25 protein-coding genes are annotated in these 26,581 nt (G+C 37.1%); 24 read left to right on the forward strand and 1 reads right to left on the reverse strand.

Features of this window, described 5'->3' with window-relative positions; translation table 11 throughout:
* Positions 1-2: 2 nt before the first annotated feature.
* The 17 genes from ACSSV9_RS10295 (at position 3) to ACSSV9_RS10375 (ending at position 19,162) form a co-directional block, all read left to right on the forward strand.
* Complete coding sequence (locus ACSSV9_RS10295) at positions 3-284, forward strand: cytochrome C oxidase subunit IV family protein (protein WP_437347172.1); 282 nt, start codon at positions 3-5, stop codon at positions 282-284.
* 9 nt (positions 285-293) lie between these two features.
* Entirely contained in the window at positions 294-914 is a 621-nt protein-coding gene (coxB, locus tag ACSSV9_RS10300) for a cytochrome c oxidase subunit II (RefSeq protein WP_437347173.1), read from the forward strand.
* A gap of 3 nt (positions 915-917) precedes the next feature.
* Complete coding sequence (locus ACSSV9_RS10305) at positions 918-1,865, forward strand: protoheme IX farnesyltransferase (protein WP_437347174.1); 948 nt, start codon at positions 918-920, stop codon at positions 1,863-1,865.
* Between the two features lie 10 nt (positions 1,866-1,875).
* Complete coding sequence (locus tag ACSSV9_RS10310; RefSeq protein WP_437347175.1) at positions 1,876-3,216, forward strand: c-type cytochrome; 1,341 nt, start codon at positions 1,876-1,878, stop codon at positions 3,214-3,216.
* Between the two features lie 191 nt (positions 3,217-3,407).
* A complete protein-coding gene (locus tag ACSSV9_RS10315; RefSeq protein WP_437347176.1) occupies positions 3,408-4,520 on the forward strand; it encodes an aldose epimerase family protein in 1,113 nt (370 codons plus the stop codon).
* Positions 4,521-4,539: 19 nt separating this feature from the next.
* A complete protein-coding gene (locus ACSSV9_RS10320) occupies positions 4,540-6,309 on the forward strand; it encodes a sodium:solute symporter (RefSeq protein ID WP_437347177.1) in 1,770 nt (589 codons plus the stop codon).
* Between the two features lie 4 nt (positions 6,310-6,313).
* Complete coding sequence (locus ACSSV9_RS10325; protein WP_437347178.1) at positions 6,314-8,014, forward strand: ribulokinase; 1,701 nt, start codon at positions 6,314-6,316, stop codon at positions 8,012-8,014.
* Entirely contained in the window at positions 8,014-8,706 is a 693-nt protein-coding gene (locus ACSSV9_RS10330) for an L-ribulose-5-phosphate 4-epimerase (RefSeq protein ID WP_437347179.1), read from the forward strand. The genes ACSSV9_RS10325 and ACSSV9_RS10330 overlap by 1 nt, the downstream gene beginning before the upstream one ends.
* A 12-nt stretch (positions 8,707-8,718) precedes the next feature.
* A complete protein-coding gene (gene araA / locus ACSSV9_RS10335) occupies positions 8,719-10,215 on the forward strand; it encodes an L-arabinose isomerase (RefSeq protein WP_437347180.1) in 1,497 nt (498 codons plus the stop codon).
* A 47-nt stretch (positions 10,216-10,262) separates the two neighbouring features.
* Positions 10,263-10,847, forward strand: coding sequence for an HAD family hydrolase (locus tag ACSSV9_RS10340; protein ID WP_437347181.1), 585 nt, complete (start codon positions 10,263-10,265; stop codon positions 10,845-10,847).
* Positions 10,848-10,851: 4 nt separating this feature from the next.
* Positions 10,852-11,706: a peptide chain release factor N(5)-glutamine methyltransferase gene (gene prmC / locus ACSSV9_RS10345; protein ID WP_437347182.1), complete on the forward strand. Its 855-nt coding sequence runs from the start codon at positions 10,852-10,854 to the stop codon at positions 11,704-11,706.
* On the forward strand, positions 11,703-12,167 hold the full coding sequence (dtd, locus tag ACSSV9_RS10350; protein ID WP_437347183.1) for a D-aminoacyl-tRNA deacylase: 465 nt from the start codon (positions 11,703-11,705) through the stop codon (positions 12,165-12,167). Before prmC ends, dtd begins: the two co-directional genes overlap by 4 nt.
* Entirely contained in the window at positions 12,164-13,066 is a 903-nt protein-coding gene (locus ACSSV9_RS10355; protein ID WP_437347184.1) for an alkaline phosphatase family protein, read from the forward strand. The genes dtd and ACSSV9_RS10355 overlap by 4 nt, the downstream gene beginning before the upstream one ends.
* Positions 13,063-15,468 (forward strand): DNA internalization-related competence protein ComEC/Rec2, encoded by a 2,406-nt coding sequence (locus ACSSV9_RS10360; protein WP_437347185.1) that lies wholly within the window; start codon positions 13,063-13,065, stop codon positions 15,466-15,468. Before ACSSV9_RS10355 ends, ACSSV9_RS10360 begins: the two co-directional genes overlap by 4 nt.
* A gap of 49 nt (positions 15,469-15,517) precedes the next feature.
* Positions 15,518-16,528: a UDP-N-acetylmuramate dehydrogenase gene (gene murB, locus ACSSV9_RS10365; protein ID WP_437347186.1), complete on the forward strand. Its 1,011-nt coding sequence runs from the start codon at positions 15,518-15,520 to the stop codon at positions 16,526-16,528.
* 18 nt (positions 16,529-16,546) lie between these two features.
* The gene (locus ACSSV9_RS10370) at positions 16,547-17,929 is read left to right on the forward strand and encodes an MFS transporter (RefSeq protein WP_437347187.1); all 1,383 of its coding nucleotides are present in this window, start codon (positions 16,547-16,549) and stop codon (positions 17,927-17,929) included.
* Between the two features lie 6 nt (positions 17,930-17,935).
* Positions 17,936-19,162 (forward strand): anion transporter, encoded by a 1,227-nt coding sequence (locus ACSSV9_RS10375; RefSeq protein ID WP_437347188.1) that lies wholly within the window; start codon positions 17,936-17,938, stop codon positions 19,160-19,162.
* On the opposite strand, the gene ACSSV9_RS10380 is transcribed toward ACSSV9_RS10375, so the two are convergent.
* A complete protein-coding gene (locus tag ACSSV9_RS10380) occupies positions 19,159-19,482 on the reverse strand; it encodes a heavy metal-binding domain-containing protein (protein WP_437347189.1) in 324 nt (107 codons plus the stop codon). The two genes, ACSSV9_RS10375 and ACSSV9_RS10380, sit on opposite strands and share 4 nt — an antisense overlap.
* A 141-nt stretch (positions 19,483-19,623) precedes the next feature.
* Here ACSSV9_RS10380 and ACSSV9_RS10385 point away from each other — a divergent pair, with 141 nt between their 5' ends.
* From ACSSV9_RS10385 to rho, 7 genes are all read left to right on the forward strand, one after another.
* Entirely contained in the window at positions 19,624-20,508 is an 885-nt protein-coding gene (locus tag ACSSV9_RS10385; protein ID WP_437347190.1) for a hypothetical protein, read from the forward strand.
* Positions 20,508-21,575, forward strand: a complete 1,068-nt coding sequence (locus tag ACSSV9_RS10390) for a mannose-1-phosphate guanylyltransferase (RefSeq protein WP_437347191.1) — start codon at positions 20,508-20,510, stop codon at positions 21,573-21,575. Before ACSSV9_RS10385 ends, ACSSV9_RS10390 begins: the two co-directional genes overlap by 1 nt.
* The gene (gene rpiB, locus ACSSV9_RS10395) at positions 21,572-22,195 is read left to right on the forward strand and encodes a ribose 5-phosphate isomerase B (protein ID WP_437347192.1); all 624 of its coding nucleotides are present in this window, start codon (positions 21,572-21,574) and stop codon (positions 22,193-22,195) included. Before ACSSV9_RS10390 ends, rpiB begins: the two co-directional genes overlap by 4 nt.
* A gap of 60 nt (positions 22,196-22,255) precedes the next feature.
* Entirely contained in the window at positions 22,256-23,011 is a 756-nt protein-coding gene (locus ACSSV9_RS10400; protein WP_437347193.1) for a dihydroorotate dehydrogenase electron transfer subunit, read from the forward strand.
* A gap of 1 nt (position 23,012) precedes the next feature.
* Positions 23,013-23,924, forward strand: a complete 912-nt coding sequence (locus ACSSV9_RS10405) for a dihydroorotate dehydrogenase (protein WP_437347194.1) — start codon at positions 23,013-23,015, stop codon at positions 23,922-23,924.
* Complete coding sequence (locus ACSSV9_RS10410) at positions 23,914-25,185, forward strand: bifunctional folylpolyglutamate synthase/dihydrofolate synthase (protein ID WP_437347195.1); 1,272 nt, start codon at positions 23,914-23,916, stop codon at positions 25,183-25,185. Before ACSSV9_RS10405 ends, ACSSV9_RS10410 begins: the two co-directional genes overlap by 11 nt.
* Positions 25,186-25,332: 147 nt before the next feature.
* Entirely contained in the window at positions 25,333-26,580 is a 1,248-nt protein-coding gene (gene rho / locus ACSSV9_RS10415) for a transcription termination factor Rho (RefSeq protein ID WP_437347196.1), read from the forward strand.
* Position 26,581: the final 1 nt, after the last annotated feature.

Raw genomic sequence — 26,581 nt, forward strand, 5'->3', positions numbered from 1 at the left:
AAATGGAAAACAAAAAACATATAATTGGTTACAACACTTATATTTTAGTATGGATTTCCCTGCTGGCTCTGACTACTATTACTGTATCAATTGCCGGTATCCATTTAGGTGATTATACATTACTGATTGCAATGTTCATCGCTGCAATTAAATCGACATTAGTAATTAATATTTTTATGCACATAAAATTCGACGAACCAATATTTAAGGTATTTCTGGGTCTTAGTGGATTTACATTACTGGTAATTTTTGTGTTAACATTTTTCGATTTCATTTATCGTTGAGGTTAAAACATGTCGCCTGTACCGTCAGTACATACGGAAACTGTTGATTTTGTAATGTTATATATTGTCGGGATTTCAGTTGTTCTTCTTCTCGGCATTACAATTACAATGATTTATTTTGTTATCAAGTATAACAGAAAAAAAGGAAGTAAGCCGGTTGATATTCACGGGAACATCTGGCTTGAAATTGTTTGGATTGCCATTCCTACTATTATTGTTCTGTCGATGTTCTATTACGGATATACTGGATTCAGTGAAATTAGAAAAATACCTGAAAATGCTTTTGAGGTTGATGTCACGGCAAGAATGTGGGCGTGGGAATTTAATTATAAGAATGGACTACGGTCAGATACACTCTATGTACCTGTTAACGAGCCAATTGTTCTGAAATTAAAATCGATGGATGTAAATCATTCATTTTATATTCCAGCTTTCCGAATCAAGGAAGATGCGATACCAAATAAAATTAACTACCTCTCTTTTACGGCAATAAAACCAGGGAATTACGACGTCGCATGCGCTGAGTATTGCGGATTAAACCATTCGATGATGTATACTAAAGTTGTTGCAATGGAAAAATCCAATTTTGAAAAGTGGTACAATAATCAATCATCGGAAGAAAGTAAGTAGTATATGGCAGGATTATCTTACGGATTGACTGATATGAAAACATTAGTAATTGCCAGTTTGAAAAATATGTGGGAAGTATTTTTTGAACTGGCAAAGGTCAGGATAACTGCTTTTGTCGCGATGTCCACTTCAGTCGGGTATATCCTTTATGCTGAAACAATTAGCTGGCAAATGTTAATAGTTACATTCGGTGTATTTTTAATGGCTTGCGGTTCATCGATTATTAACGAAATTCAGGAGAGGGAAAAAGATAAATTGATGGACAGGACAAAAGGAAGACCTCTGCCCTCAGGAAGAATTTCGGTTCAAGCTGCCAGTACTATTGCAATCCTCTTGATAATCGCAGCTGGAATAATAATTTTTTACAGCGCAAACTTAACCGCATTGATTTTTTCATTCATTGCGTTGATTTGGTATAACATTATATACACACCTTTGAAACGGGTAAATGCTCTGGCAATAATTCCAGGTTCGCTTATAGGAGCAATCCCTCCTGTTATTGGTTATACTGCCGCAGGTGGTAGCCCCATCGATTTGCAAATTTTGTCGCTTGCTCTGTTTTTCTTTATCTGGCAAATTCCACATTTCTGGCTTCTATTACTGCTTTATAGCAAAGATTACGAAAAAGCAGGTTTCCCTGTACTTACGACAAACTTTTCCGAGTCTCAGTTAGGCAGAATAACTTATGTCTGGATTGTAGCACTTGCTGTTAGCAGCTTATTTATTCCTTTCTATTCTGTCAATTTCAGAATTTACACTTTTATAGCTTTTCTATTACTCAGTGGCTGGCTTATTTTCGATACAAGATGTATGCTTAAATCCTTCTTATACAATAAAACTATTGGCACAAAAAAAGTATTATTCAAAGAAGCGTTTATAAAAATTAACCTGTTCGTTCTTGTGGTCTCCGTAATAATTTCTATAAGTAAATTATTCCTAACAGAAATATAATGGTTCGTATATGGAATTCTTAGACAAATATGTTTTACCCCAGTCTGCACACCATCTGGTTCTACTGAAATATCTTTTTGTTCTAACATTGCTGATTTTTATTCCATACATCAGTTTGCTGATTGGGTCGATGACTTTATCTCTTTTCTTTAAGAATAAAAGTGTTAAGAACGATAGTAAAACTTATTATAAATTTTCAAAGTTCCTGATTGATATGGTAACCTTCAATAAGGTTTCTGCTTTCGGTCTGGGACTTATACCTCTTTTGAGTATAACATTCAGTTTAGCACAGCTTTTGCATCTATCAAATGTTCCTGCGGCCGGCTACCTGCTGATTGCTTCATTAATTTATGTTTTGGCGCTTTTATTTATCTATACATACAAATATAGTTTCCATATTAAAGATATACTTGGGGCAGTTTCGCAAGGCAACAATATTGACGAAGAAATTAAAAAAGAATCTTCTTTTTATTTAGTACGTGCAAATAAACTTTTGAAAAAGTCGGGTGTGGTTGGATTAGCATTGCTGCTTTTTTCAGTATACCTGTTTGTTTCCTCTTTGCATCTGGCGTCAAGTCCGGAATACTGGAATACTGAAACTCATTTTATTAAAATTATTTTTTCATTGCAGACTATAATTGGATTCATTGAGATTGTCTTGTTCTCATTCGGATTAACTGCCGCTTTTATCATTTATAAATTGTATTCTTCCGACAACTTCAAGACAGATGAAAGTTATTACAATTTTATTAAGAATATTGGATTGAAGACCGGTCTGGTTATTTCTGTTATTCTGCCGTTATTTATTATTCTTTCGATTCTGGCTAAATCAAGTTATGCATTGTCATACAATCTGTTTGCTTATACATTGTTAGCGCTCTTTGTTGTAATGTTTATCAGTCTGATGTTTTATTTAATGATTCGTGACGCACAAATTAAATACGCATCGTCTTTGATCTATTTATTTGTTCTCGCTCTATTCTTTATTGTACTGCAGGAATATTCTTCTCTGGACACGGCTACAAAAAAACAATTTGCAATTTTAGCCGCAAATTATGAAGAATATAAATCTTCATTGGAAGAGGAGTATGGATTGAAGAAAGTTGTAATAAACGGTGCAGATATTTACAATGGAAAATGTATTGCATGTCATCAGTTCGACAAAAAATTGGTTGGACCGCCTTACAATGAAACTCTTCCTAAATACGAAGGCAAAAAAGAAGAGTTGGTAAAATTTATTTTGAACCCAGTAAAAATCAATCCCGACTATCCCGCAATGCCAAATCAGGGACTTAAGCCTGCGGAAGCAGAAGCTGTAGCCGACTTTTTGTTGAGTACATACAAAAAGTAAATTTTCTTAGGTACTCTTATAATTCGAGAGTACCTTTTTGTTCTCCCATATCATTCCTGGCTTCTAAAAATAATTTTGAAAAAAGTAATTATAATTTTATTATTCATATCAAAATTTTCGATTTATTTTAACTCTTTAAGTAATCTTTAATTGTTTTATTAAATTAATGAGGAATTATTATGGGGGAAATAATGATTATTCTGCTGGCTGCAATGGTAGTTGCTTGCACTTCTGCAAATGAAAGCAAAATAACCAAAGAAAATTTTGGTTCTGCACCTGACGGTTCTCCCGTCTATCTCTACACAATGAAAAATTCGAATGGAATGACGGTCAAACTTACAAATTACGGCGCTTCATTGGTATCGATTGTAACGCCCGATAAAGAGGGAAAATTTGCCGACGTTATAGCTGGATTCGATTCATTGAGCGGCTATATTAATGATAATGCCTTTATCGGTGTTACAGTAGGACGGTATGCAAATCGTATTGGCAGGGGAAAATTTAAAATCGATGATCGAGAATACCAATTGACAATTAACGATGGCAAAAACCATCTCCACGGAGGTATGAAAGGATTTCATAAATTGGTATGGGATTCTGAAATTGTCTCCAACGACACCCTTTCGTGTGTGGTTATGAAACTGCAAAGTCCAGACGGTTACGAAGGTTTTCCTGGTAACGTAAATGTCGAAGTAAAATTTTCTTTGACAGATAATAACGATTTGATTATTGAATACACAGGTACAACAGATAAACCTACCATATTAAACCTTACCAATCATGCCTATTATAATTTATCGGGTAATTTCGAAAACACAATATTAAATCATGTTCTAAGTATTAATGCTGATAATTTTACGCCGATCGATTCGGAGTTGATTCCAACAGGCGAAATTGCACCGGTTGAAAATACACCGATGGATTTTAGAAAACCAATACCCATTGGTTCGAAAATTAACGACGATTATCTTCAGCTGAAATATGGAAAAGGATATGACCACAACTGGGCTTTAAATAATTATAATGGGAAAGTGAGAAAAGCAGTTACGCTGACCGATCCGCAAAGTGGAAGAGTACTCGAAATTTATACCGACCAGCCTGGTATACAGTTTTATTCAGGTAATTTTTTGAACGGCACAATTGCTGGTAAAGGCGGCATAAAATATAAATACCGTACGGCTCTATGCTTAGAACCACAATTTTTCCCTGATTCTCCAAATAAAGAAAACTTTGCTTCGCCTATTTTAAAACCTGGTGATATCTATCGCCAAAAAACTGTATATCACTTCGATATTATGAAATAACCAATATTTCACAAAAAAAATGGATGGTACAGCTATGAGCGCACTATACACACTCGACTGGATAATAATATTTCTTTATTTTGCTATCATACTGGGCCTTGCCTGGTGGGTAATCAAGAAACAGAAAAAGACCACCGACGATTATTTTTTGGCGGGCAGGCATTTGGGATGGTTTATTGTAGGAGCTTCGATTTTTGCATCGAATATTGGGTCGGAGCATATTGTTGGGTTGGCTGGTTCAGGTGCAACCGACGGAGTTGCAATGGCTCACTATGAACTCCACGCATGGTGTTTACTTGTTTTAGGTTGGGTAATGGTGCCTTTCTATCTTCGTTCCAGAGTTTATACAATGCCTGAGTTTCTTGAACGTAGATTCTCTCCAACTGCACGTACAGTCCTTTCAGGAATCTCATTGGTAGCCTATGTTTTAACTAAAATTGCTGTTGGTGTATTTGCAGGAGGCATTGTTTTTTCTGTACTCCTTCCGGATATAAATTTTCTTGGACTCGATAGTTTCTGGATCGGTTCGATACTCGTAATTGTAATTACTGGTATCTATACGGTTTTGGGAGGAATGGCTGCGGTAGCTTATACAGAAGCTTTACAAACGATTATTCTTATCATCGGATCGTTGCTTGTTACTGCATTTGGATTGCATTATCTGGGTGGCTGGAGCGAGCTTAAAGCTATTGCTGGCTCGGAAATGTTCAACTTGTGGAAACCCCTTGTACCCGCTGGCGTAGAAGCTACATGGGCGCCTGTAAAAGAAGCAGGCAAAATGGCCTGGTATTTTAACGATAATTATCCCTGGATTGGAATGCTCTTTTGTGCTCCTATAATCGGGCTCTGGTACTGGACGACCGATCAATACATCGTTCAACGCGTTTTATCGGCACCTAACGAACGAGAAGCCAGAAGAGGGTCGATTGCTGCAGCTTTCTTTAAATTATTGCCTGTTTTCATTTTCATTATCCCGGGTATAATTTTTTATGCTCTGGCTGTAAGTGGGAAGGTACCTGTTTTTCAAGAACAATTAATCGGTCCGGACGGAAAGATTATTCGCGACAATGCGCAACAGGCATTCCCACTGATGGTTGCTAATATTTTACCGATCGGTGTCAGAGGATTGGTAGTGGCAGGTCTTCTGGCTGCATTAATGAGTTCTTTGGCCGGCGTTTTTAATGCTTGTTCAACTCTTTTTACAATCGACTTTTACTCAAGATTAAAACCTCACGTTACTCAGGAAAAACTTGTCTGGGTAGGTAGAGTTGCTACGACTGTAATGGTAATTATTGGATTGTTATGGCTGCCTGTAATTCGTGGAGGCAAAGGTTTGTATGACTATCTGCAGGGTGTTCAGGCTTATCTTGCACCTCCGATATTTGTTGTATTCTTCGCAGGCATATTTAATAAACGCCTTAATGCTAAAGGTGCACTGGCTGCATTATTCAGCGGTTTTGCGCTCGGTATATTCAGACTTGCTATTGATACTCCTGTTAAACTTGTCTCCGGATTCCATTACGAGCAGGGCTCATTCTTGTGGATTGTTAATAATATTTTCTTCCAATATTATAGCCTCTTGATCTTCCTGGTTAGTCTCGTAGTTATGTATGTGGTAAGTTATGCTACAGAAGAACCGGAATATGAAAGAATAAAAGGATTGACTTTTGGTACTATTACAGATGAACAGAGACAGGAATCGCGTGCAAGCTGGAACGCAATGGATGTTATTGCTTCCCTTATTGTTATACTGATGATTCTGGGAGCCTATATCTATTTCAGCGGATAAAATTATGGCCAAATATACAATAGGATTAGATTTTGGTACTAATTCCTGCCGTTCCCTTATTGTTGAATTAGGGAACGGTACGGAATTAGCCAGTTATGTGTTCCCGTACCCCACAGGGGAAAACGGAGTGATTGTAGACCACAAAAATCCCGAACTGGCAAGACAAAACGCAGCCGATTATTTAACGGGCATTGAAGTTACAATAAAAGAAGCTCTACGTATCGCAAAAGAAAAAAATCCTGAATTTAGAAATGAAGATGTAATCGGAATTGGAGTTGATACCACAGGTAGCAGTCCAATGCCCGTAGATGAAAATGGACGACCATTGAGCACCTACGAAAAATTCAAGGACAATCCTAACGCATATGTCTGGCTCTGGAAAGATCACACAAGTTATGAAGAAGCAGCTTACATCACAAAAGTTGCTCAGGAAATACGTCCTCAATATCTATCCAAAATTGGAGGAGTTTATTCTTCGGAATGGTTCTGGAGTAAAATACTTCATTGTAAAAATATTGATCCCGAAGTTTACGAAGCAGCTTTCAGCTGGGTGGAAATTTGTGATTGGATTCCGGCTGCTCTTGCAGGAAATACAAATCCGTTACAAATTAAAAGAAGCGTTTGTGCAGCAGGTCATAAAGCAATGTTCAGCAAACTATGGGGAGGTCTACCCGACAAAGAGTTTTTGAAAAGGTTGTCACCCGGTCTGGAAAATTTAAGGGATAGACTCTACGACACGGCATACCCTTCTAACGTGAAAATAGGAAGTCTTTCTTCCGAATGGGCAGAGAAGTTGGGCTTGAGCAGGAATACTGCAATTGCCGTAGGTGCATTCGACGCCCACATGGGAGCTGTCGGAGCAGGAATTAAAAAAGGTACGTTGGTGAAAATAATTGGTACGAGTACCTGCGACATCATGATACATCCTTGTAAAGAAAAATTGAACGATATTGAAGGTGTGTGCGGAATTGTTGATGGCTCGGTTATGGAGGACTATTTTGGAATCGAAGCTGGTCAATCGGGCGTGGGTGATATTTTCCTCTGGTTTGTCAATAACCTCGTACCCGATAAATTCGGCAAAACACTCGACGAAAAATTTAAAATATTAGGTGAAGAAGCTGAAAAATTAAAACCAGGTGAAAGTGGTTTACTGGCTCTCGATTGGAATAACGGCAATAGAACAATTCTTGTTGATGTTCGGTTAACCGGACTTTTAATCGGTCAGACGCTTCATACAACAGCGCCGGAAATTTATAGAGCATTAATAGAAGCTACCGGCTTCGGCGCTTTGAAAATTATCGACAGGTTAGAAGAATATGGCGTTCACGTTGAAGAGGTTGTTAATTGCGGAGGACTCGCTGTCAAAAATAAATTATTAATGCAAATATATGCCGACATTACCAATCGAACAATGAAAGTTTCGAGAAGCGAACAGACTCCCGCACTCGGAGCCGCTATCTTTGCTGCCGTGGCGGCAGGAAAGTCAGCTGGCGGTTACGATTACATTATCGATGCACAAAATGCAATGACAGGAATTAGTAAGGTTTACAATCCGAATCCTGAAAATCACGAAATATATAAAGAGCTCTATCGGCTTTATTCACAGCTGCATGATAGTTTCGGAACTAAAGATTATAGAGAAAATCTTTATAACGTAATGAAAGATTTATTAAAAATTAGAGATAAAGTGAGGAGTGGTGAATAATGCTCGAAAATCTAAAAAGAGAAGTATTCGATGCCAATCTTCGTCTGGTCGATTATAATCTGGTAATTTCAACATGGGGAAATGTAAGCGGTATCGATAGAAATAATAACCTGATCGTTATAAAACCAAGCGGCGTCGACTACGATGAATTATCTGCGGACGATATGGTGGTAGTCGATCTGGATGGTAATGTTGTTGAAGGCGAATTAAAACCATCTTCCGATACTCCCACTCACCTTGAGCTCTATAAGGCTTTCCCGGAAATTAAAGGCGTAACTCATTCGCACAGTACTTATGCCACTGTATTCGCTCAGGCGTTAATGGAAATACCGTGCCTGGGAACTACTCACGCAGATAATTTTTATGGTCCCGTTCCACTCACGAGATTTTTAACAGAAGATGAGGTAAAAGACAATTATGAAAAGAATACAGGACTGGTAATAATCGAAAGACTGGCAGATATGAAAATAGAATCGGTACCGGGTATTTTGGTTGCCGGGCATGGACCTTTCTGCTGGGGAAAATCCGCTGCCGATTCTGTAGAAAAAAATTTGATTCTCGAAAAAATTGCCGAAATTGCCTTTAAAACTCTTTCATTGAACAAAGACATAAAAAATTTGCCCGATTACATATTAGATAAACATTTTTTAAGAAAACATGGTCCTAAGGCTTACTACGGACAAAAGAAATAAAAGGGGGGATTTATGGTTGATATTAATAAATACGAAATATGGTTTGCCACTGGCAGTCAACATTTGTATGGTCAAGAAACACTTGCAAAGGTAAAAGAGAATTCGACAAAAATTGTAAATGAATTAAATGCTGATAAAAAAATTCCGATCAAAATTGTTTTTAAAGATGTTTTAACTACTCCCGATGCAATTGCTAACCTAACAATTGAAGCGAATAGCAACGTCAGATGCGCTGGACTTATTTTCTGGATGCACACATTCTCGCCGGCGAAGATGTGGATTAGAGGTTTGAATTTACTGAATAAACCATTTTTACACCTTCATACGCAATTTAATCGTGATATTCCGTGGGACAGTATCGACATGGATTTTATGAATCTTAATCAGGCTGCTCACGGCGACCGCGAGTTTGGATTCATCTGTACGAGAATGGGATTGAACAGAAAAGTTGTAACGGGACACTGGCAGGATCCTAATGTCATTGATAAAATTTCCATCTGGATAAGGGCTGCAATTGCATGGGCAGATTCTCAAGGAGCACGAATTGCTCGTTTTGGTGACAATATGAGAGATGTGGCTGTTACCGAAGGCGATAAAGTCGAAGCTCAAATAAAACTTGGATATTCTGTCTACGGCTTTGGTGTCGGCGATCTGGTTGAATATGTCAATAAAACTAACGAAAAAGCTGTTAAAGAATTAATCGAAGTTTATAAAAGGTCATACAATATAAATGCACCTCTAAGCGAAGGTGATAATAACTATCGAAGGCTCTTTGAAGCAGCAAAAATAGAAATTGGTTTGAGAAGTTTTTTAGAAGAAGTAAACTTTGTCGGATTTACTACAACATTTGAGGACTTGCACGGATTGAGCCAGCTTCCGGGAATTGCAGTTCAACGTTTAATGGCAGAAGGATACGGCTTCGGGGCAGAAGGCGATTGGAAAACTGCAGCTTTGGTAAGAGCGGTTAAAGTGATGTCGGTCGGATTGAAAGGAGGCACGTCGTTTATGGAAGATTATACTTATCATTTCGATCCGCTTAATCCGATGGTGCTTGGTGCTCATATGCTCGAAGTCTGTGAATCGATAGCTGCCGATAAACCGACACTCGAAATACATCCTTTATCTATTGGAGGGAAAGACGATCCGCCACGTCTGGTTTTCGATGTTGCTCCAGGCAATGCTCTCAATGCTTCGCTGATCGACATGGGTAATCGCTTTAGATTAATTGTCAATAATGTCAACGTCGTAAAAACGGAACATGCGCTTCCAAAACTTCCTGTTGCAAGAGCACTTTGGAAACCCGAACCCAATCTCCATACAGCGGCTACAGCATGGATCTATGCAGGTGGTGCTCATCACACCTGTTTCAGTCAATCAATAACATCAGAGTATTTATACGACTTTGCTGAAATAGCTGGTATTGAATTTTTGCTCATTGACAACAACACTGATATCATTCAATTCAAAAATCAATTGAAGTGGAATGAAATCTATTATTCGGGGAAATAAGTATATTTGTACTTCCAAATTTTAAAATTTCTGGAAGGAGTACAGATATGCACCCCGATCCTAAAGCTAAAGCGTTGTTGTTCGATTGCGACGGGACTCTGGTGGATTCAATGCCTTTGCATTTGAAAGCGTGGGAGTACGCAATAAATTTATTCGGCTATGAATTCGACTACAATTTTTTCTTCTCTAAAAGAGGTATGCCTTCTGAGGAAATCATTAAGTTATATAACAATTATTTTGGAACGGACATCGATCCAGAAAAAATTGTTAACGTGAAGAATGAATTCTTTAAACGGTATGCCGACTCAATAAAACCAATAGCACCGGTTGCATCGATTGTGTATGAATATTACAATAAACTTCCGATGGCAGTCGTTTCCGGCGGATCGAAAGAAAATGTAATGCAATCTTTGGCAGTTACAGGACTCGATAAATATTTCGATTTGATAGTAACTGCAGACGACAATCTCAAACACAAGCCCGCACCGGATATGTTCCTCTATGCAGCGGAGAAATTAAAAACAGAACCAGAATATTGCGTTGTATATGAAGATGGCGATTTTGGAGTGGAAGCTGCTAAAAAAGCCGGCATGATGATCGTCGACATACGCGACTTTATAGAAGTTGAATAATACTATGTTGAACATTCTCAAAGCTATTACATTATCCGCAGAATATCTCGAAAAAAAAGGCGTCGAATCGCCACGCTTGAATGCAGAATTGCTGCTGGCTGATGTTCTTAAATGCAAAAGAATGGACCTTTATTTGCAATTCGACCAGCCTCTCAAAGAAGTTGAAATCGAACGGTATCGAGAATTAATCCGACGAAGAGGCGCAAGAGAACCATTACAGTACATATTAGGATATACAGAATTTTATGGTCTGAAATTCGACATTAATCAATACGTGCTTATTCCCCGACCAGAAACCGAGTTGCTCGTGGAAAAAATCATCGATTTATATAAGGATTCGAAATCACTTAAAATATTAGATGTCGGTACTGGAAGCGGGAACATTGCAGTTACTCTTGGTTTGAATCTAAATGATGTTAGAATTGTAGCCATCGATAAATCGAACGAAGCTCTTCAACTGGCACGGCATAATGCCGAGATGCACGGCATTATCGGTTCTATCGAATTTATAAGGAAAGATATTTTTGATGAATACCTTTTCCACGAACTTCAATTTGACATTATTGTTTCCAATCCTCCGTATGTAAGTTATAATGAATATAATAAACTTCAGGAAGAAGTTGCACGCTATGAACCCGATATGGCAGTTACAGATTTCAAAGATGGATTAAGTTTTTATAGAAGAATTACAGAGATGGCAACCCAATATTTGTCGACTGGCGGCAGATTATTTTTTGAATTAGGACAGGGACATGCAGCTGAGGTTGCTTCAATTATGAAGAATTACGACTTTATCAATATCGAGATAATCCAGGATTACCAAAAAATCGATAGAATTATATTCGGGCAAAAATCATGAGAGCTTTGGTACAAAGAGTTTCGGAAGGTTCGGTGACAATTAAAGAGCCAGAGCATTATGCTTCAATTGGTAAAGGGATGGTTATTCTGCTCGGTGTTAAAGAAGGCGACACGATTGAAGATGTAAATTTTGTTGCCGACAAATGTTCCAATTTGCGTATATTCGAAGACGAACATGGCAAAATGAATTTGTCCCTCAAAGATATCGATGGTGAAGTACTGATAATTTCTCAATTTACATTATACGGCGATACCAGGCGGGGCAATCGTCCAAGCTTTACGGATGCTGCTAAACCGGAAACGGCAAATGATCTATACAAAAAGTTTATCGAAAGGATGAAATTCAATCTTGGCGAATCAAAAGTTAAAAGCGGTATTTTTGCAGCCATGATGCTCGTTAAAATTTATAATGACGGCCCTGTTACTCTGATTGTAGAATCAAAAGAAAAAGGCACTATGTGAAATCTCTACTGATGATATTTATCGATGGGGTGGGTATAGGCAAAAAAGACTACGTAAATAATCCTTTCTTCAAATACGACTTTAAAATTTTCAGAGAGCTTTTCGGCACAATCCCTCATCTCGATAATCCATTTCTGGAAGGGAAAAACTCTTTTGTTTTTCCAATTGATGCAACTATGGGTGTACCTGATATTCCACTTAGTGGCACAGGTCAAACGTCTATTTTTTGCGGGGTCAATGCACCTGAAATTATTGGAAAACATTTCGGACCATATCCTTATTCTACTCTGGTGCCGATTATAAAAGAAAAAAACATTTTTATTGAACTGAAACGGAAAAAGAAAAAAGTTGCTTTTGTCAATGCCTATCCGAAACAGTTTTTTGATTACGTAAGGAAGGGTAGACGAATGCTGAGTGTCACTACACTATCCTGCCTGTTGAGTGATGTAAGATTGAATAAAATAAAAGATCTGCACGAAGGGAGAGCATTGAGTGCCGATATCGATAATTACAGATTTGTGCATAAAATGAATTACAAATTAAAAGTTATATCTCCAGAATTAGCCGCCCGTAGACTGATCCGTGTAGCTTCCCGCAACCATTTTACATTATTTGAATATTTTCATACAGACCACCTCGGACACGGTAGAAACCTTGAATTGTTCGACCATACTGTTAAAACGCTCGATAGATTCTTGCACTTTGTTGTTAAGATACTTCCTGATGAAATTACACTTCTTATCTGTTCAGACCACGGAAACTTTGAAGACCTTACAACTCGTAATCACACTCTTAATCCCGCTCTGGGATTAACATTCGGTAAATATGCAGAAAGGCTTGCTTCGCGTATAAAATCGTTGTATGATATAAAAGATTCTATCATGGAGTTATATGAGTGAATAAATATCCGCTAATAAAATTTACCCTATTTTTTATTTGCGGAATTATACTCGAATCCATCATTAATCTTCCAATCAATATAATCATACCACCAATTTCACTTCTTTTTATCGTTGTGTTAATTCAGAATATTAAACGGAGGTCAATTTACGGCAATTTTTTTGTTGTGCTATTAATCATTTTTGTTGGCGCTCTGCATTTTGCTTTCTCTTCATCTGAAAAAGTTGATTACCCCTTTGCTCTACCTAAATACAGGAATGCAATATTGTACGGTAAAATCTGCGGCATTGATTTGATTAAAAATGATAGATTGAATTTTACAGTGCAAGTCGATAGCATTAGATGGAACGAAAATGTTTCGAAAAAGAATATAAAGGTAAGTTGTGCTATACTTTTGACGATGAACGACTTGCGTAATATTTATGATAAAATCGCAGTTGGTAATGGAGTATGTTTGAAAGGTACTTTAATGAAAGCCAGGGACAAAAGAAACCCCGGTGAATTTGATTATCAGGCATATCTTTTTAGAAGGGGAATCAGCGCCCTGTTTTATGTTTATAAGTCAGATAATATTATTTTGACTAATGAAGAAAGAATCCTATTCCCGGATATGGTATTTAAGATTCGCCGTTCAATTGACGATCTGCTCTTTAAGGGGCACGATTTTACTACGGCATCTTTACTGCGGGGCTTGCTTCTTGCCGATAGGAATATGATAGACTATGAAATCAAAGAAAAATTTATAAATGCGGGAGTTATTCACATATTGGCTGTATCAGGTTTACATGTTGGATTTATTGCGTTTATATTTTTTGTATTGTTTCAAAGATTTCATATTACGTTAAAGTATATCCTGACAATTTTCGGATTGATCGCTTACCTTATAATTACCTATGCGCCACCGTCAGTTACCCGGGCAGTTATTATGGCGTCTGTATATATAATGGCTAAATATTTTGGCAGAGATACTTCGCCATTAAATACACTCGCAATTGCTGCTTTTATTATTTTGGTATTCAAACCCGCTGAATTATTCGAACCTGGTTTTCAATTATCTTTTGCAGCTGTGCTTTCAATCGTAGTGTTAACCCCACCAATTAGTAACGCAATAGCTAAGCATGAATTTTTCAAAAAGAGAAAATGGCTGGGAAATCTATTGTTGTTTATGATTGTATCCCTAACTGCACAAATTGGTACTCTACCGTTTACGATTATTTATTTTCACAAAATATCGCTTATTGCATTGTTCGCTAATCTAATTGTGATTCCACTTCTGGGTATTGTGGTTTCTTTAGGAATAGTTACATTAATTTTTTCTGTTATCCTTCCTTCGCTTGGTATGTTCTACGCTTCGGCTACAATTTTATTTTCCCATCTGATGTTTTATGTAACGAACTTTTTCGGGTCAATAGAAATTGCTTATTTGAGAATTAACCAGTTCTCCTGGTATGATCTATCCTTGTTTTATGTTACTATGATATTTGTCGGCGTCTTATTCAACTATTATAAAAATAAATATTTCCGTGCTGCAGTTGTAATTCTTTCTATTGCGACAATGATATTATTTATGAAATTAGATAACTACAAGTATTTTACGGATAATAAACTGAGCATAATGGCGATCGACGTGGGACAGGGCGATGCCTTCCTCATTAGATTACCTGACGGCGATTATATGCTGATTGACGCAGGTAGCTCAACTAATTATTTCGATAATGGAAAACGAATCATCATCCCACTAATGGATTTTCTGGGTATTGACTCAATAAAATACGGTTTGATTTCACATATCGACAACGACCACTACGGCGGATTTATTTCTCTCATTAAAGTGGGAAGGGTGAATTATATTTTCAAACCTGCAGTCGATTCAAGTGACAGATTGGATGTCGAATTAGAAAAACTATTGAGGCAAAAGGGGATTCCTTTTGAGTATTATAAAAAGAAAATAATAAAGTTTTCAAATGTACGCCTATACATTTTGAATGAAAATAACGATGATACAATCTTGGATTCAAACGATAGAAGTGGAATAATAAAGATTGTTTATGGAAACACTTCGTTTCTTTTTACAGGAGATGCATCCCAAAAAATCGAAAGCGATCTTATCAAAAGTTATGGTAAATTTCTCCAATCGGATGTTTTAAAAGTTGCACATCATGGCAGTAATACGAGCACATCCGAAAAATTTCTAAAACTCGTCAATCCCTCCTATGCGCTCATTTCAGCGGGAATAGGTAATTATTTTAATCACCCCTCACCTCAGGTGATTGCTCTATTAAAAAAAATGAATGTAGAGGTGCTTAGAACGGATTTGCGAGGAGCCGTCCTTATAAGGAGTGATGGAGAAAATATTGAAGTTATCGATTGGAAAAAACTGGAAAGTGGGCTTATATTTTGAATGTAAATTACAGTATTTTGTTAACCTCTAAATACGGAAACATCATTGGATGAAACGCCATTTTAATTTCTCGCTCAAGAATTACAATACCTTCGGAGTAGAATCAGCAGCCCGAGAATTAATTGAGTTCGATGAAGAAGAAGAATTGTTAAATTTTTTTCGAAATAACATTCCAGAAAACAAATTAATATTAGGTGGGGGCAGCAATATCCTCTTTACAAAAGATTTTGAGGGAACTATAATACATTACAATAGAAAGGGAATCGAAGTACTGTCGGAAGACAATCATGAAATAATTCTCCGTGCTCATGCAGGTGAAGATTGGGATGCGCTGGTAGAATTTACGGTGCAAAATAATTGGTACGGAATTGAAAATTTATCTCTTATTCCAGGTACCGTGGGCGCCGCTCCGGTTCAAAATATTGGCGCTTATGGGGTAGAGATAAAGGATTGTTTAATTGAAGTAGAAGGTGTGAGTTTATTAGATCTAAAAAAAGAGATCCTTCCGGCTGTAAAATGTAAATTTGGTTATCGTACAAGCATATTTAAGGAAAAGCTGAAAAACCAATTTTTAATAACAGCTATAGTAATTAAACTGAGCAAAGCGAAGAAATTAAATCTCGATTATCGTGCCTTAAGAGAATATTTCCAGAGTAGAAATATCGAAGAGGTTGATATCAACGACGTCCGCAAGGGTATAATAGAAATCAGGCAGTCGAAGCTCCCTAATCCGTCAGAATTGGGTAACGCAGGTAGTTTCTTTAAAAATCCTGTTATTGATGAAGATGCACTCTTCTCTTTTCAATCCTTATACAGAGACATTCCGTATCATAAAATAGGCGAAGCAATTTATAAAGTGCCGGCGGCATGGCTTATCGAAAAAGCCGGTCTTAAGGGAAAACGCATCGGTAAGGTGGGCGTACATAAAAATCAAGCTCTTGTAATCGTAAATTATGGGGGTGCTACGGGTAAAGAGATAATCGATTTTGCTGAAATGGTAAGGAACAGGGTAAATGAAAAATTCGGAATTCAATTAGAATACGAAGTCAATATTATATAGACAAATCAAGAGGTAACTATGTCTCAGAAAAATAATTTACTGAACGGAATATTGAAAGAAATAACTCAGCCTTTCAAAGACCTTCTGCATACATCAAGAGCTTTGTTTGGTTTGAACTTGTCTTATATGTTAGAAGGACTGACTTATTTCGGAATAGTAGGATTGCTGGCAATCTATTTTAATGAGTATATCCATTTAGATGATATTAGAGCTGGGAACATGGTCGGATTTTTAACTGCTGGCATTACACTGAGTATGTTATTTCTTGGTGCAACTGTCGATTGGATCGGTTTGAGAAAATCCCTATTGATTGCTCTTTCTGCAATGTTAATTGGCAGAGTAGTTTTAACTATAGCTCCTACAGTTGGGGTGCCTGGCTTATGGGGTTCCGCACATATTTTGTCTATGATTGGAATACTTGGAATTATTATTGGTTATGGAATTTACCAACCTGCTTGTTATGCCGGTGTAAAAAAGTTGACTGATGAAAAAACTGCTGCTATGGGTTATGCAATGCTCTATGCCCTGATGAATCTGGGAGGTTTCCTGCCCGGTTTAATTTCGCCGCCAGTTCGAAAAGCTTACGGAATCCTCGGTGTGTTCTGGGTTTATGTGTTTCTTACAGTTGTTGGAATATTTGTTGTTTATTTCATAATAACGAAAAGTGCGTACGAAAAAGCTGTAGCAGAAGCTTCAAAAAATAAAAACGAAGTTGCAGAAGACGACGATGAATTGAAGAACATGACTTTCAAAGAAAAAGTACAATTTTATATTAAAAATTTTCCGTTACGAGATTTTCGCTTCCTCTATTTTATTTTCATTTTGATTCCCGTTCAAACCTTATTTGCACATAACTGGCTTACATTACCTCTTTATACGAGCAGAGCATTCGAAGGATTCGTACAGGACAATTTTGAATTTTTTGTAAATCTAAATCCGATATTGATATTCATCCTTACACCGATGGTTGCCGCGTTGACTACAAAAAGGAATACTTATAACATGATGATTATTGGTACTTTTGTAATGGCCACACCTACTTTTATTCTTTCGCTAGGTCCAAATATCAACACTCTGATGGCTTATTTAATTATTATGACAATAGGCGAAGCTATGTGGCAGCCTCGATTTCTACAATGGGTAGCAGAAATAGCCCCAAAGAATATGACAGGCATCTATATGGGAATTGGTCAATTCCCATGGTTTCTTACAAAGATTATAACGAGTCTCTATTCAGGCTGGTTTCTTATGAAGTATTGTCCGGCCGATACTCCACCTTCTCAAATGAACACCGAAACAATGTGGTTGATATATGGCCTGATTGCAATTATAAGTCCTCTGGGACTTTTTCTGGCTAAAAAATGGATGATGAAAGGTTTTAAAGTTAAGCATGAAGGATAGACTAATTTGAGTAGTGTTCAGACCCTCAGTCTAATTATAATTCTGATTACACTATACGGAATTGCAGTAGGGAGGATTCCTAAATTCAGAATGAACAGAGCATCGATTGCGCTTGTTGGAGCAGCTACATTGCTTCTTTCAGGTGCAATCGATTCCGCCGATGCTTATCGAGCAATCGACATGGATACGATTGTCTTGCTCTTTTCAATGATGATTATTAACGGGAATCTGAGACTTAGCGGTTTTTTTAAAGTATTATCTTCGAAGATAGTTAATTTTGCACGAACACCTTTTCAGCTTCTAACTTTAATTATTTTTTCCTCCGGGATACTGTCGGCTTTTTTCTTGAATGACACTGTTGTAATTGTATATACACCTTTGATAATTGAAGTTGTAAAATCGCTTAACAGAAATCCTGTCCCATATTTAATAGCTGTAGCATTATCTGCAAATATTGGCTCGGCTATGACTATAATAGGAAATCCACAAAATATGATAATTGGGATTGCTTCGGGTATTTCTTTTGTCGATTATTTAGTTTATCAAATTTTCCCCTCAATTTCGGGTTTATTTGTCACGCTGATTTTAATGAGATTGATATATAAAAAAGAATTTCACAAAACTTCTTTCGAAGGAATAAAGACAGAAGAAGTTAAGCCGTACAAACCATTGTTAATAAAAAGTACAATTGCTACATTATTAATGATTTTACTCCTTTTTACGGGAATGGAAATACCAATTGCGGCTTTTGCTTGCGCATCCCTTCTGCTGGTTACAAGGCGTTTGAAGCCTGCAAGAGTATTTAATGAAATTGACTGGTCATTACTTGTATTTTTCTCCGCGCTTTTTGTTGTAACCAAATCAATAGAAACTTCCGGCTTAAGCCATTATTTGTCGAGGACTGTAAATCCATACCTGACAGGGAGTGTTTTTTCGTTTTCGATTGCTACTGTAATCCTGAGCAATCTTATTTCAAATGTACCGGCTGTGCTGTTGTTAAAACCCGTAATCTCGGTTATGCCAAATGCGGAACAGTCCTGGCTAATACTCGGTATGGCATCAACATTTGCGGGTAATTTAACTTTGATTGGTTCTGTGGCCAATCTCATTGTCGCTGAGACTGCAAAGAAAGACAATATAACAATTACTTTCTTTGAGTATTTGAAATCAGGAGTTATAGTAACAACTATAACGGTAGCAATTGGAATTATCTGGTTTACATTAATATTTTAGTCTTCTATGACAACAGCTGTGCCACTCGCAGAAACCATCAACATGCTACCAGCCTGTCCTACTGTTTCATAGTCGAGATCAACTGCAATTACCGCATTTGCACCTCTCATTGCGGCTTCCTGTGTCATCTCATTTAGCGCGAGTTCCTTCGCATTTCTCAATTCTTTTTCGTAAGTAGCAGACCTACCTCCCACAATATCTCGTATTCCTGCAAAAATATCTTTGATTATATTAGCACCCATTATTGCTTCGCCGCTTACTATGCCGAGGTATTTAACTATTTTTTTCCCTTCGATAGTATTTGTGGTTGTTATTAACATTTTTTCACTCCTTAACTGACGAATAAATATAATCATTTAACAGAACAACTGCTAACTTCATTCGATTATTTATGTGTCTGAATTATTAAAATTGATTACATTTGTCATATATTAATGCAGGAAATTGAGTTGTAGGGCAGGATGAAATTCGATTTTACAAGAAATTATATTATCCAGTGCATAATGACGGCAGCCAATCAGCTCAGACTAAGTTCAGAAAAGATTGAAGCACTTGCAATTCTCCGCGAGCATCTGTCGAAAGTCGAAAGTATATCTGATGAAATCGAGCGATTTAAAAAGATTACACAGTTGTCTAAACTTGGAATTAAACTTACGGAAATTTATAATTTTACGATAAATGGGAAGATCGATTTTCTTAAATTATCGGATCGATTCAAAGAACAGAGCAGCAATCTAATTGGCGATGTAAGTAATCTACTCGATATCGTTACACCCCAACAAATGAAAGAAATTTTGCAAAAAGCAAGTAGCGATAACGATAAGAACCTCGAGATCGACTTAACAAAAAGGAAATCTGTCGGCCAAGCCGAATTACCCAAGATTAAAATTGAATCGGAAATGCCAGTGCGTACGTCTACCGATGATCTGAAGAAAGAAATTATATTCGACGATCTCGACGCCGAGGCGGAATTTAATTTTGAAAAATATGAAGCCAGGATATTAAGACCGATTAAAGAGATTGATGCTTTTTTGAATCGTGTTTCTCGATATGATTATACAGAAAACGAAATCAATAGTTATATTCGTATAATGAAAGAAAATGGAAACTTGTCGCAAGAAATTGGATTTGAAATAATCTCCAATATGCATTCAATATTTGTACAGGGACTCGAAGCAATCCATAATAAAAAAATTGCACCAAGTAGTTCTGCAATCGAAGCTTTGAGAGCTTGTCTTATAGTTATTGTTGCCGTTGTAAGAGGCAAGGAGGTTGATATAACAAATTATTTAAATCGTGCAGAAAATTTTGGTAAATTGATTTCACAAACAAAAAGGGTGCTCTGATGAATTTATATGCTGTTATTATGGCCGGCGGGGTCGGTTCACGTTTCTGGCCGCGTAGTAAAGAAAGAAAACCAAAACAATTGTTGAGAATTTTTGGTGATAACACAATGATTCAAGATACCGTAAGTCGACTAAATGGATTGGTGCAAAACGAAAATATCTATGTCATTACTAACAAAATTCAGAAGATGAGAGTTGTTGAACAACTCCCGCAAATTCCTCAAGAAAATATTATCGATGAACCATTCGGCAAAAACACCGCTGCCTGTATCGGGCTGGCATCTATCCTGATTAAACATAGAGATCCCGAGGCTGTAACATTAATTCTTCCCTCCGACCATATTATTAAAGATGATCAGGCCTTCAGAAATTGCCTTTCGAATGCTGCAGATTTTGCATACAAAAATAAAGGACTTGTAACCATCGGTATCAAACCAACACGCCCGGAAACCGGCTACGGTTATATTCAATTCGATGAAAAAGAAATAAGTACTAATATTTATAAGGTATTGACTTTCGCAGAAAAGCCCAATTTATCTACTGCCAGACGGTTTATCGAGAGTGGCGACTTTTTATGGAATGCAGGAATATTTGTCTGGCGCGTTGATACTATCCTCGAAGAAATAAAATTATATTTGCCGGATCTATACGAGGGTCTACTCGAAATTGAAAAAGCAATCGGATCAGACGACTTCGAGAAACAATTAACCCATGTCTATGGTCAACTGAAGAGCATTTCCATCGATTATGGCGTAATGGAAAAATCGAGGAATGTTTATCTTACCAGAGCTGAATTTTACTGGAACGACGTTGGAAGCTGGGAAGCAGTTTATGAAATTTCGGATAAAGATGATTACGGCAATGTTCTGATAGGTGATGTTTTTTCAGAATTTTCTTACAACTCTTATGTTTTCTCTCCAAAAAAATTTACCGCCATAATCGGCGCAGAAAATCTAATTGTCATCAATACACAAGATGCTTTGCTCGTATGCAGCAGGGACAAAGCCCAGAATGTACGGGATGTAGTCGATTACCTTAAAATGAATAAAAGGTTAGAACTTTTATGAAACAACTGATTACCGAAAAAGTAATTCTGGATTTAATAAAATCTGGTAAAAACAGTTTATATGTTCACGAAAGTTCTCTTATTACTCCGGCAGCCAGAGATTTGATACTGCAGAAAAAAATAGAAATTATCTCATCACAAAATCACACTACATCCGACAAAAAATCCTTCGAAAAAATTGCCATCGGTTCTGATCATACGGGAGTAAAGGTAAAAAAGCTACTTGTGGAGTATTTGAAAAATAAATACTCAATTGAAGATGTCGGTACATTTAGTGATGAGGCTGTCGATTACCCTGATATAGCTTTGAAAGTTGCCAATAAGGTTAAATCTGGCGAAGCCGATTGCGGAATTTTAATTGATGCAACTGGTATCCCTTCTGCAATTACTGCAAATAAAATTCCCGGCATAAGAGCTGCAACTTGTTACAATGAATTTTCAGCGCGCAGTTCCAGAGAACATAACAACGCCAATATAATTGCAGTAGGTGCCAGCTCGCTCGGCGAAGAAACAATAAAATCGATTATTAATGTTTGGCTTGAAACTGAATTCTTAGGAGAACGGCATCAAAGGCGACTGGATAAAATTACCGCCATTGAAAATTCGATTCTGAAAAAGTAAATGCTCTTTGTTTTTCGAATTAACATAGTTAAATTTGCTCACTAAAAAAAGAGCCTCAATTTGTTTACCGTATTATCAACTGTAGAATCGCTGGAAAGATTAAATAAAAATACCTTTCTGTTAAAAGTAAAAGCTCCACAGCTAGCAACTGCAATAAAGCCAGGTCAATTTTGTAATATCAAAGTTTCAGACACAGATTATCCCTTACTCCGCAGACCTTTCAGTGTTTGCTATACCGATGGGGATATAGTTTATTTTATGTTCGATATTCACGGCGAAGGTACAAGAATGCTCGCTGAAAAAAAATCAGGCGATCAACTTGATATTCTTGGGCCATTGGGCAATGGATTTAATACCGCAGGTGATTACGAAGTTGCAGTATTAATTGGTGGAGGTATTGGTGTTGCTCCTTTCCCGTTATTGATAAAACATCTTGAAGACAAAGAAATTCTAACTTTTGTAGGAGCGAGAAATTCTGAACAATTGATAAAATGGGGAATGAGAAATCTTCTGGTTGCAACAGATGACGGTTCCGAAGGCTTCAACGGAAATGTAATTGCTTGTTTTCAATCGGAAGTAAAAAAATTAGAAAATAAAAAAATCAGAATTTTCGGATGTGGACCCAACCCAATGCTAAGAGCATTACAAAAAGTTGCCGAAAAAAAATACGATTGTCAGCTTTCGATCGAATCTGCAATGGCGTGCGGATTTGGCATTTGTCAGGGATGCCCAGTTAAAAAATCTGAAGGCGAAGGATATTACCTTGTCTGTAAAGACGGCCCTGTGTTTAATTCCGATCAAATAGTTATTGAATAATATGATTGATTTATCCGTACAAATAGGCAGACTCAAATTAAAAAATCCGGTATTGCTGGCTTCAGGAACTGTTGGTTATGGAAATGAAATTGCTGAGTTTACTGACCTGAGTAAATTAGGAGGGATTGTAACAAAATCCTTATCGTTAAAACCAAGAATTGGAAATCCCCCGCAGAGAATATGTGAAACTGCCTCTGGTATGTTGAACGCTATTGGACTTGCAAATGTTGGCGTTGAAGTATTTATAAAAGAAAAGATTCCATTTCTTAAAAAATTAAACACAACGATAATTTGTAATATCGCTGCCAGTTCAATCGAAGAATATGTAGAATGCACTCGGATATTAACTGAAGAAGACGCAATTGCAGCTTTTGAAATTAACGTTTCGTGCCCCAATGTTAAAGAAGGCGGACTCGAATTTGGAAACAACCTGCAAGCAGTAGCAAAAATTACAGAAAAGGTGAAAGCTGTTACCGATAAACCAGTAATAATTAAATTATCGCCAAACGTCTCGAGAATTTCTGAATTTGCAAAAATTGTTAAGGATAACGGTGGTGATGCCGTATCGGCAATAAATACATTAGTCGGAACCGCATTCGACATCTGGACGAGGAAACCAAAGATTAAGAACGTAACAGGTGGATTATCAGGGCCAGCAATAAAGCCTGTAGCATTAGCCAAAGTACTCGAGATCAGTCGCAATGTGGAAATTCCGATAATCGGAATTGGAGGAATTATGAATTGGAAAGATGCCGTTGAATTCATGATTGTAGGCGCTTCTGCATTTCAAATAGGGACTGTTAATTTTATCAATCCGAAAGCAGGCGAAGAAATTATAGATGGTTTAATTGAATATTGTAAAAAAATGTCGATTAATCGAGTATCCGATTTAACTGCTTCGTATGAAATCTGAAAACGATATCGATTCAATACTGACAAAACTCTACTCAATGCGCCAATTTCATATTAAACTGGGATTGGAACGCATCGAAAAATTTCTTGAAGCTCTCGGTAACCCTCACAAAAAACTGAAAGTCTTTCACATCGCAGGCAGTAACGGTAAAGGAAGTACTGCTTCGTTCATTGCAAGTATTTTAATGGCTGCGGGTTTTAAAACGGGTCTCTATACTTCTCCTCACTTAGTGCGTTTTAACGAACGTATTCAGATAAACGGGAATTTTATAGATGATGAATCTATTGCAGATTTTTATCACAAGCACGAAAATTATATTAAGGAAAATGAGATTACTTTTTTTGAAGTTACCACTGCAATGGCGTTCGATTACTTTGCAAAGATGAATGTGGACTATGCGGTAATTGAAACCGGACTGGGCGGGCGACTCGATGCCACAAATTTAGTCGATCCGATAGCATCTGTTATCACATCGATCAGTCTTGAGCATACACACATACTTGGTGAAACAATTGAAAAAATTGCTTTCGAAAAAGGGGGCATTATTAAAATGGGGAAACCAGTTTTTATAGGGAATGTTAGTGAAGCTGCAGCAGGAGTATTGAGCAGAATTGCCCAGGAAAAAAATTCCCCACTATTTTCATTAAATAATTTTGCAGAAAAAGAAAAAGATTTTGTAAATTTGTCATTGAAAAACCAACAATTTCATATTTACAAAACACCGTTAATCGGCTACCATCAACTAATTAATTGTGCTCTTGCATTAAAAACCTTGAACGAAACTCTCAATATTAATGATGGTCTGGTAATCGATTCCGGTATTGAAAGAGTTATTGAAAATACAAACATTCAGGGACGCTACGAAATTATCAACAAAAATCCGAAGGTTATCTTCGATGCAGCTCATAATCCCGAAGGGATAGAAACGTTTTTACAAGAGTTCGAAAAAGAATCTGACAACTATGAAAAAAGAAGCGTTGTCTTTGCAGCCATGAAGGATAAAGAAATAAAGGGAATGATTAAAAAATTAGGAAAGAAATTCGATACTTTATATGTAACTACAGTTGGACTTGATAGATCAGCAACAATTGATGATTTAAGGAATGCTGCTGAAGAAGCAGGAATAAATGCTATTCCTCTTTATGAACCAGCCGAACTGGTAAGAAATTTTATATTAAATAAAAAAAACGAGTGTCTGGCGGTTCTTGGAAGCATCTATTTACTTGGCAAATTAAAATCGGAAATTAATCTATTTACTTGACTATGAAATAATACTAAGTTAATTTTCCAATGAACCTCAGACGACTTCAGCGTTATTTACAACTAAACCATATAAGAATTGACTCTGAAAACCCCATAAAAAATACCATTTAAATTAATCACAATCTGCAGGAAAATAGAAATGCCAATGGACATATCAGAATTGCAATCAAAAAAAATCGTTGACCTTTATAAAATAGCAAAAGAATTCGGTCTTACTGGATACAGCGATTTGAGAAAACAGGAATTAATTTTCAAAATTCTCGAAGCACAATCTCAAAAGGACGGATTAACTTTTTCAAAGGGTGTACTCGAAGTGTTGCCCGACGGTTACGGTTTCTTGCGTTCTGCGGATTACAATTATTTGCCCTCGCCCGACGATATTTATGTATCACCTTCCCAAATAAAAAGATTTAGTTTAAGAACAGGAGATTTTGTAAGTGGTCAGGTAAGGCCACCCAAAGAAGGTGAACGTTTCTTTGCCCTTTTGAGGGTTGAAGCTGTAAACGGTAAGAATCCTGAAGCTATTAGAGAGCGCACACTGTTCGATAATCTTACTCCAATTTATCCAACAAAGAGATTGAAACTCGAATCTGCTCCAGGCGAATACTCGATGAGAATTGTCGACCTGATTGCACCTATTGGCAAAGGGCAGAGGGGATTGATTGTGTCGCCACCCAAAGCTGGCAAAACTATCCTGCTGCAAAAAATTGCAAATTCTATTACCAGAAATCATCCTGACGTAAAGATAATAATGCTTTTAATTGACGAACGCCCCGAAGAAGTTACTGATATGCAACGTTCGGTGCAGGCTGAAGTTATAAGTTCCACTTTCGACGAACCAGCTGAAAGACACGTTCAGGTTGCCAATATGGTAATCGAAAAAGCTAAAAGAATGGTCGAAGCCGGAGACGATGTGGTTATTTTGCTCGATAGTATTACGCGACTGGCACGCGCTCACAATACAGTAATTCCACATAGCGGTAGAATCCTATCCGGTGGCGTCGACGCAAATGCACTCCATAAACCAAAAAGATTTTTCGGCTCGGCTCGAAATACAGAAGACGGCGGTAGCCTTACAATTATTGCAACTGCATTAATCGATACCGGCAGCAGAATGGACGAAGTAATTTTTGAGGAATTCAAAGGCACAGGTAATATGGAATTAGTTCTCGACAGAACATTATCCGATAAAAGAATATTCCCGGCTATCGATATTAATAAATCCGGTACGCGTAAAGAGGAATTGCTCATGACAGAAGAAGAACTAAATAAAGTCTGGATCCTTCGTAAACTTCTATCCGACTTAGATCCTACAGAAGCTATGGAATTTCTGCTGGATAAAATGAAAGGCACACGAAATAATAAAGAATTCTTAGCCAGCATGAATAGTTAAC

This window comes from Melioribacter sulfuriphilus, from assembly GCF_051488685.1.
Lineage (GTDB): Bacteria > Bacteroidota > Ignavibacteria > Ignavibacteriales > Melioribacteraceae > Melioribacter.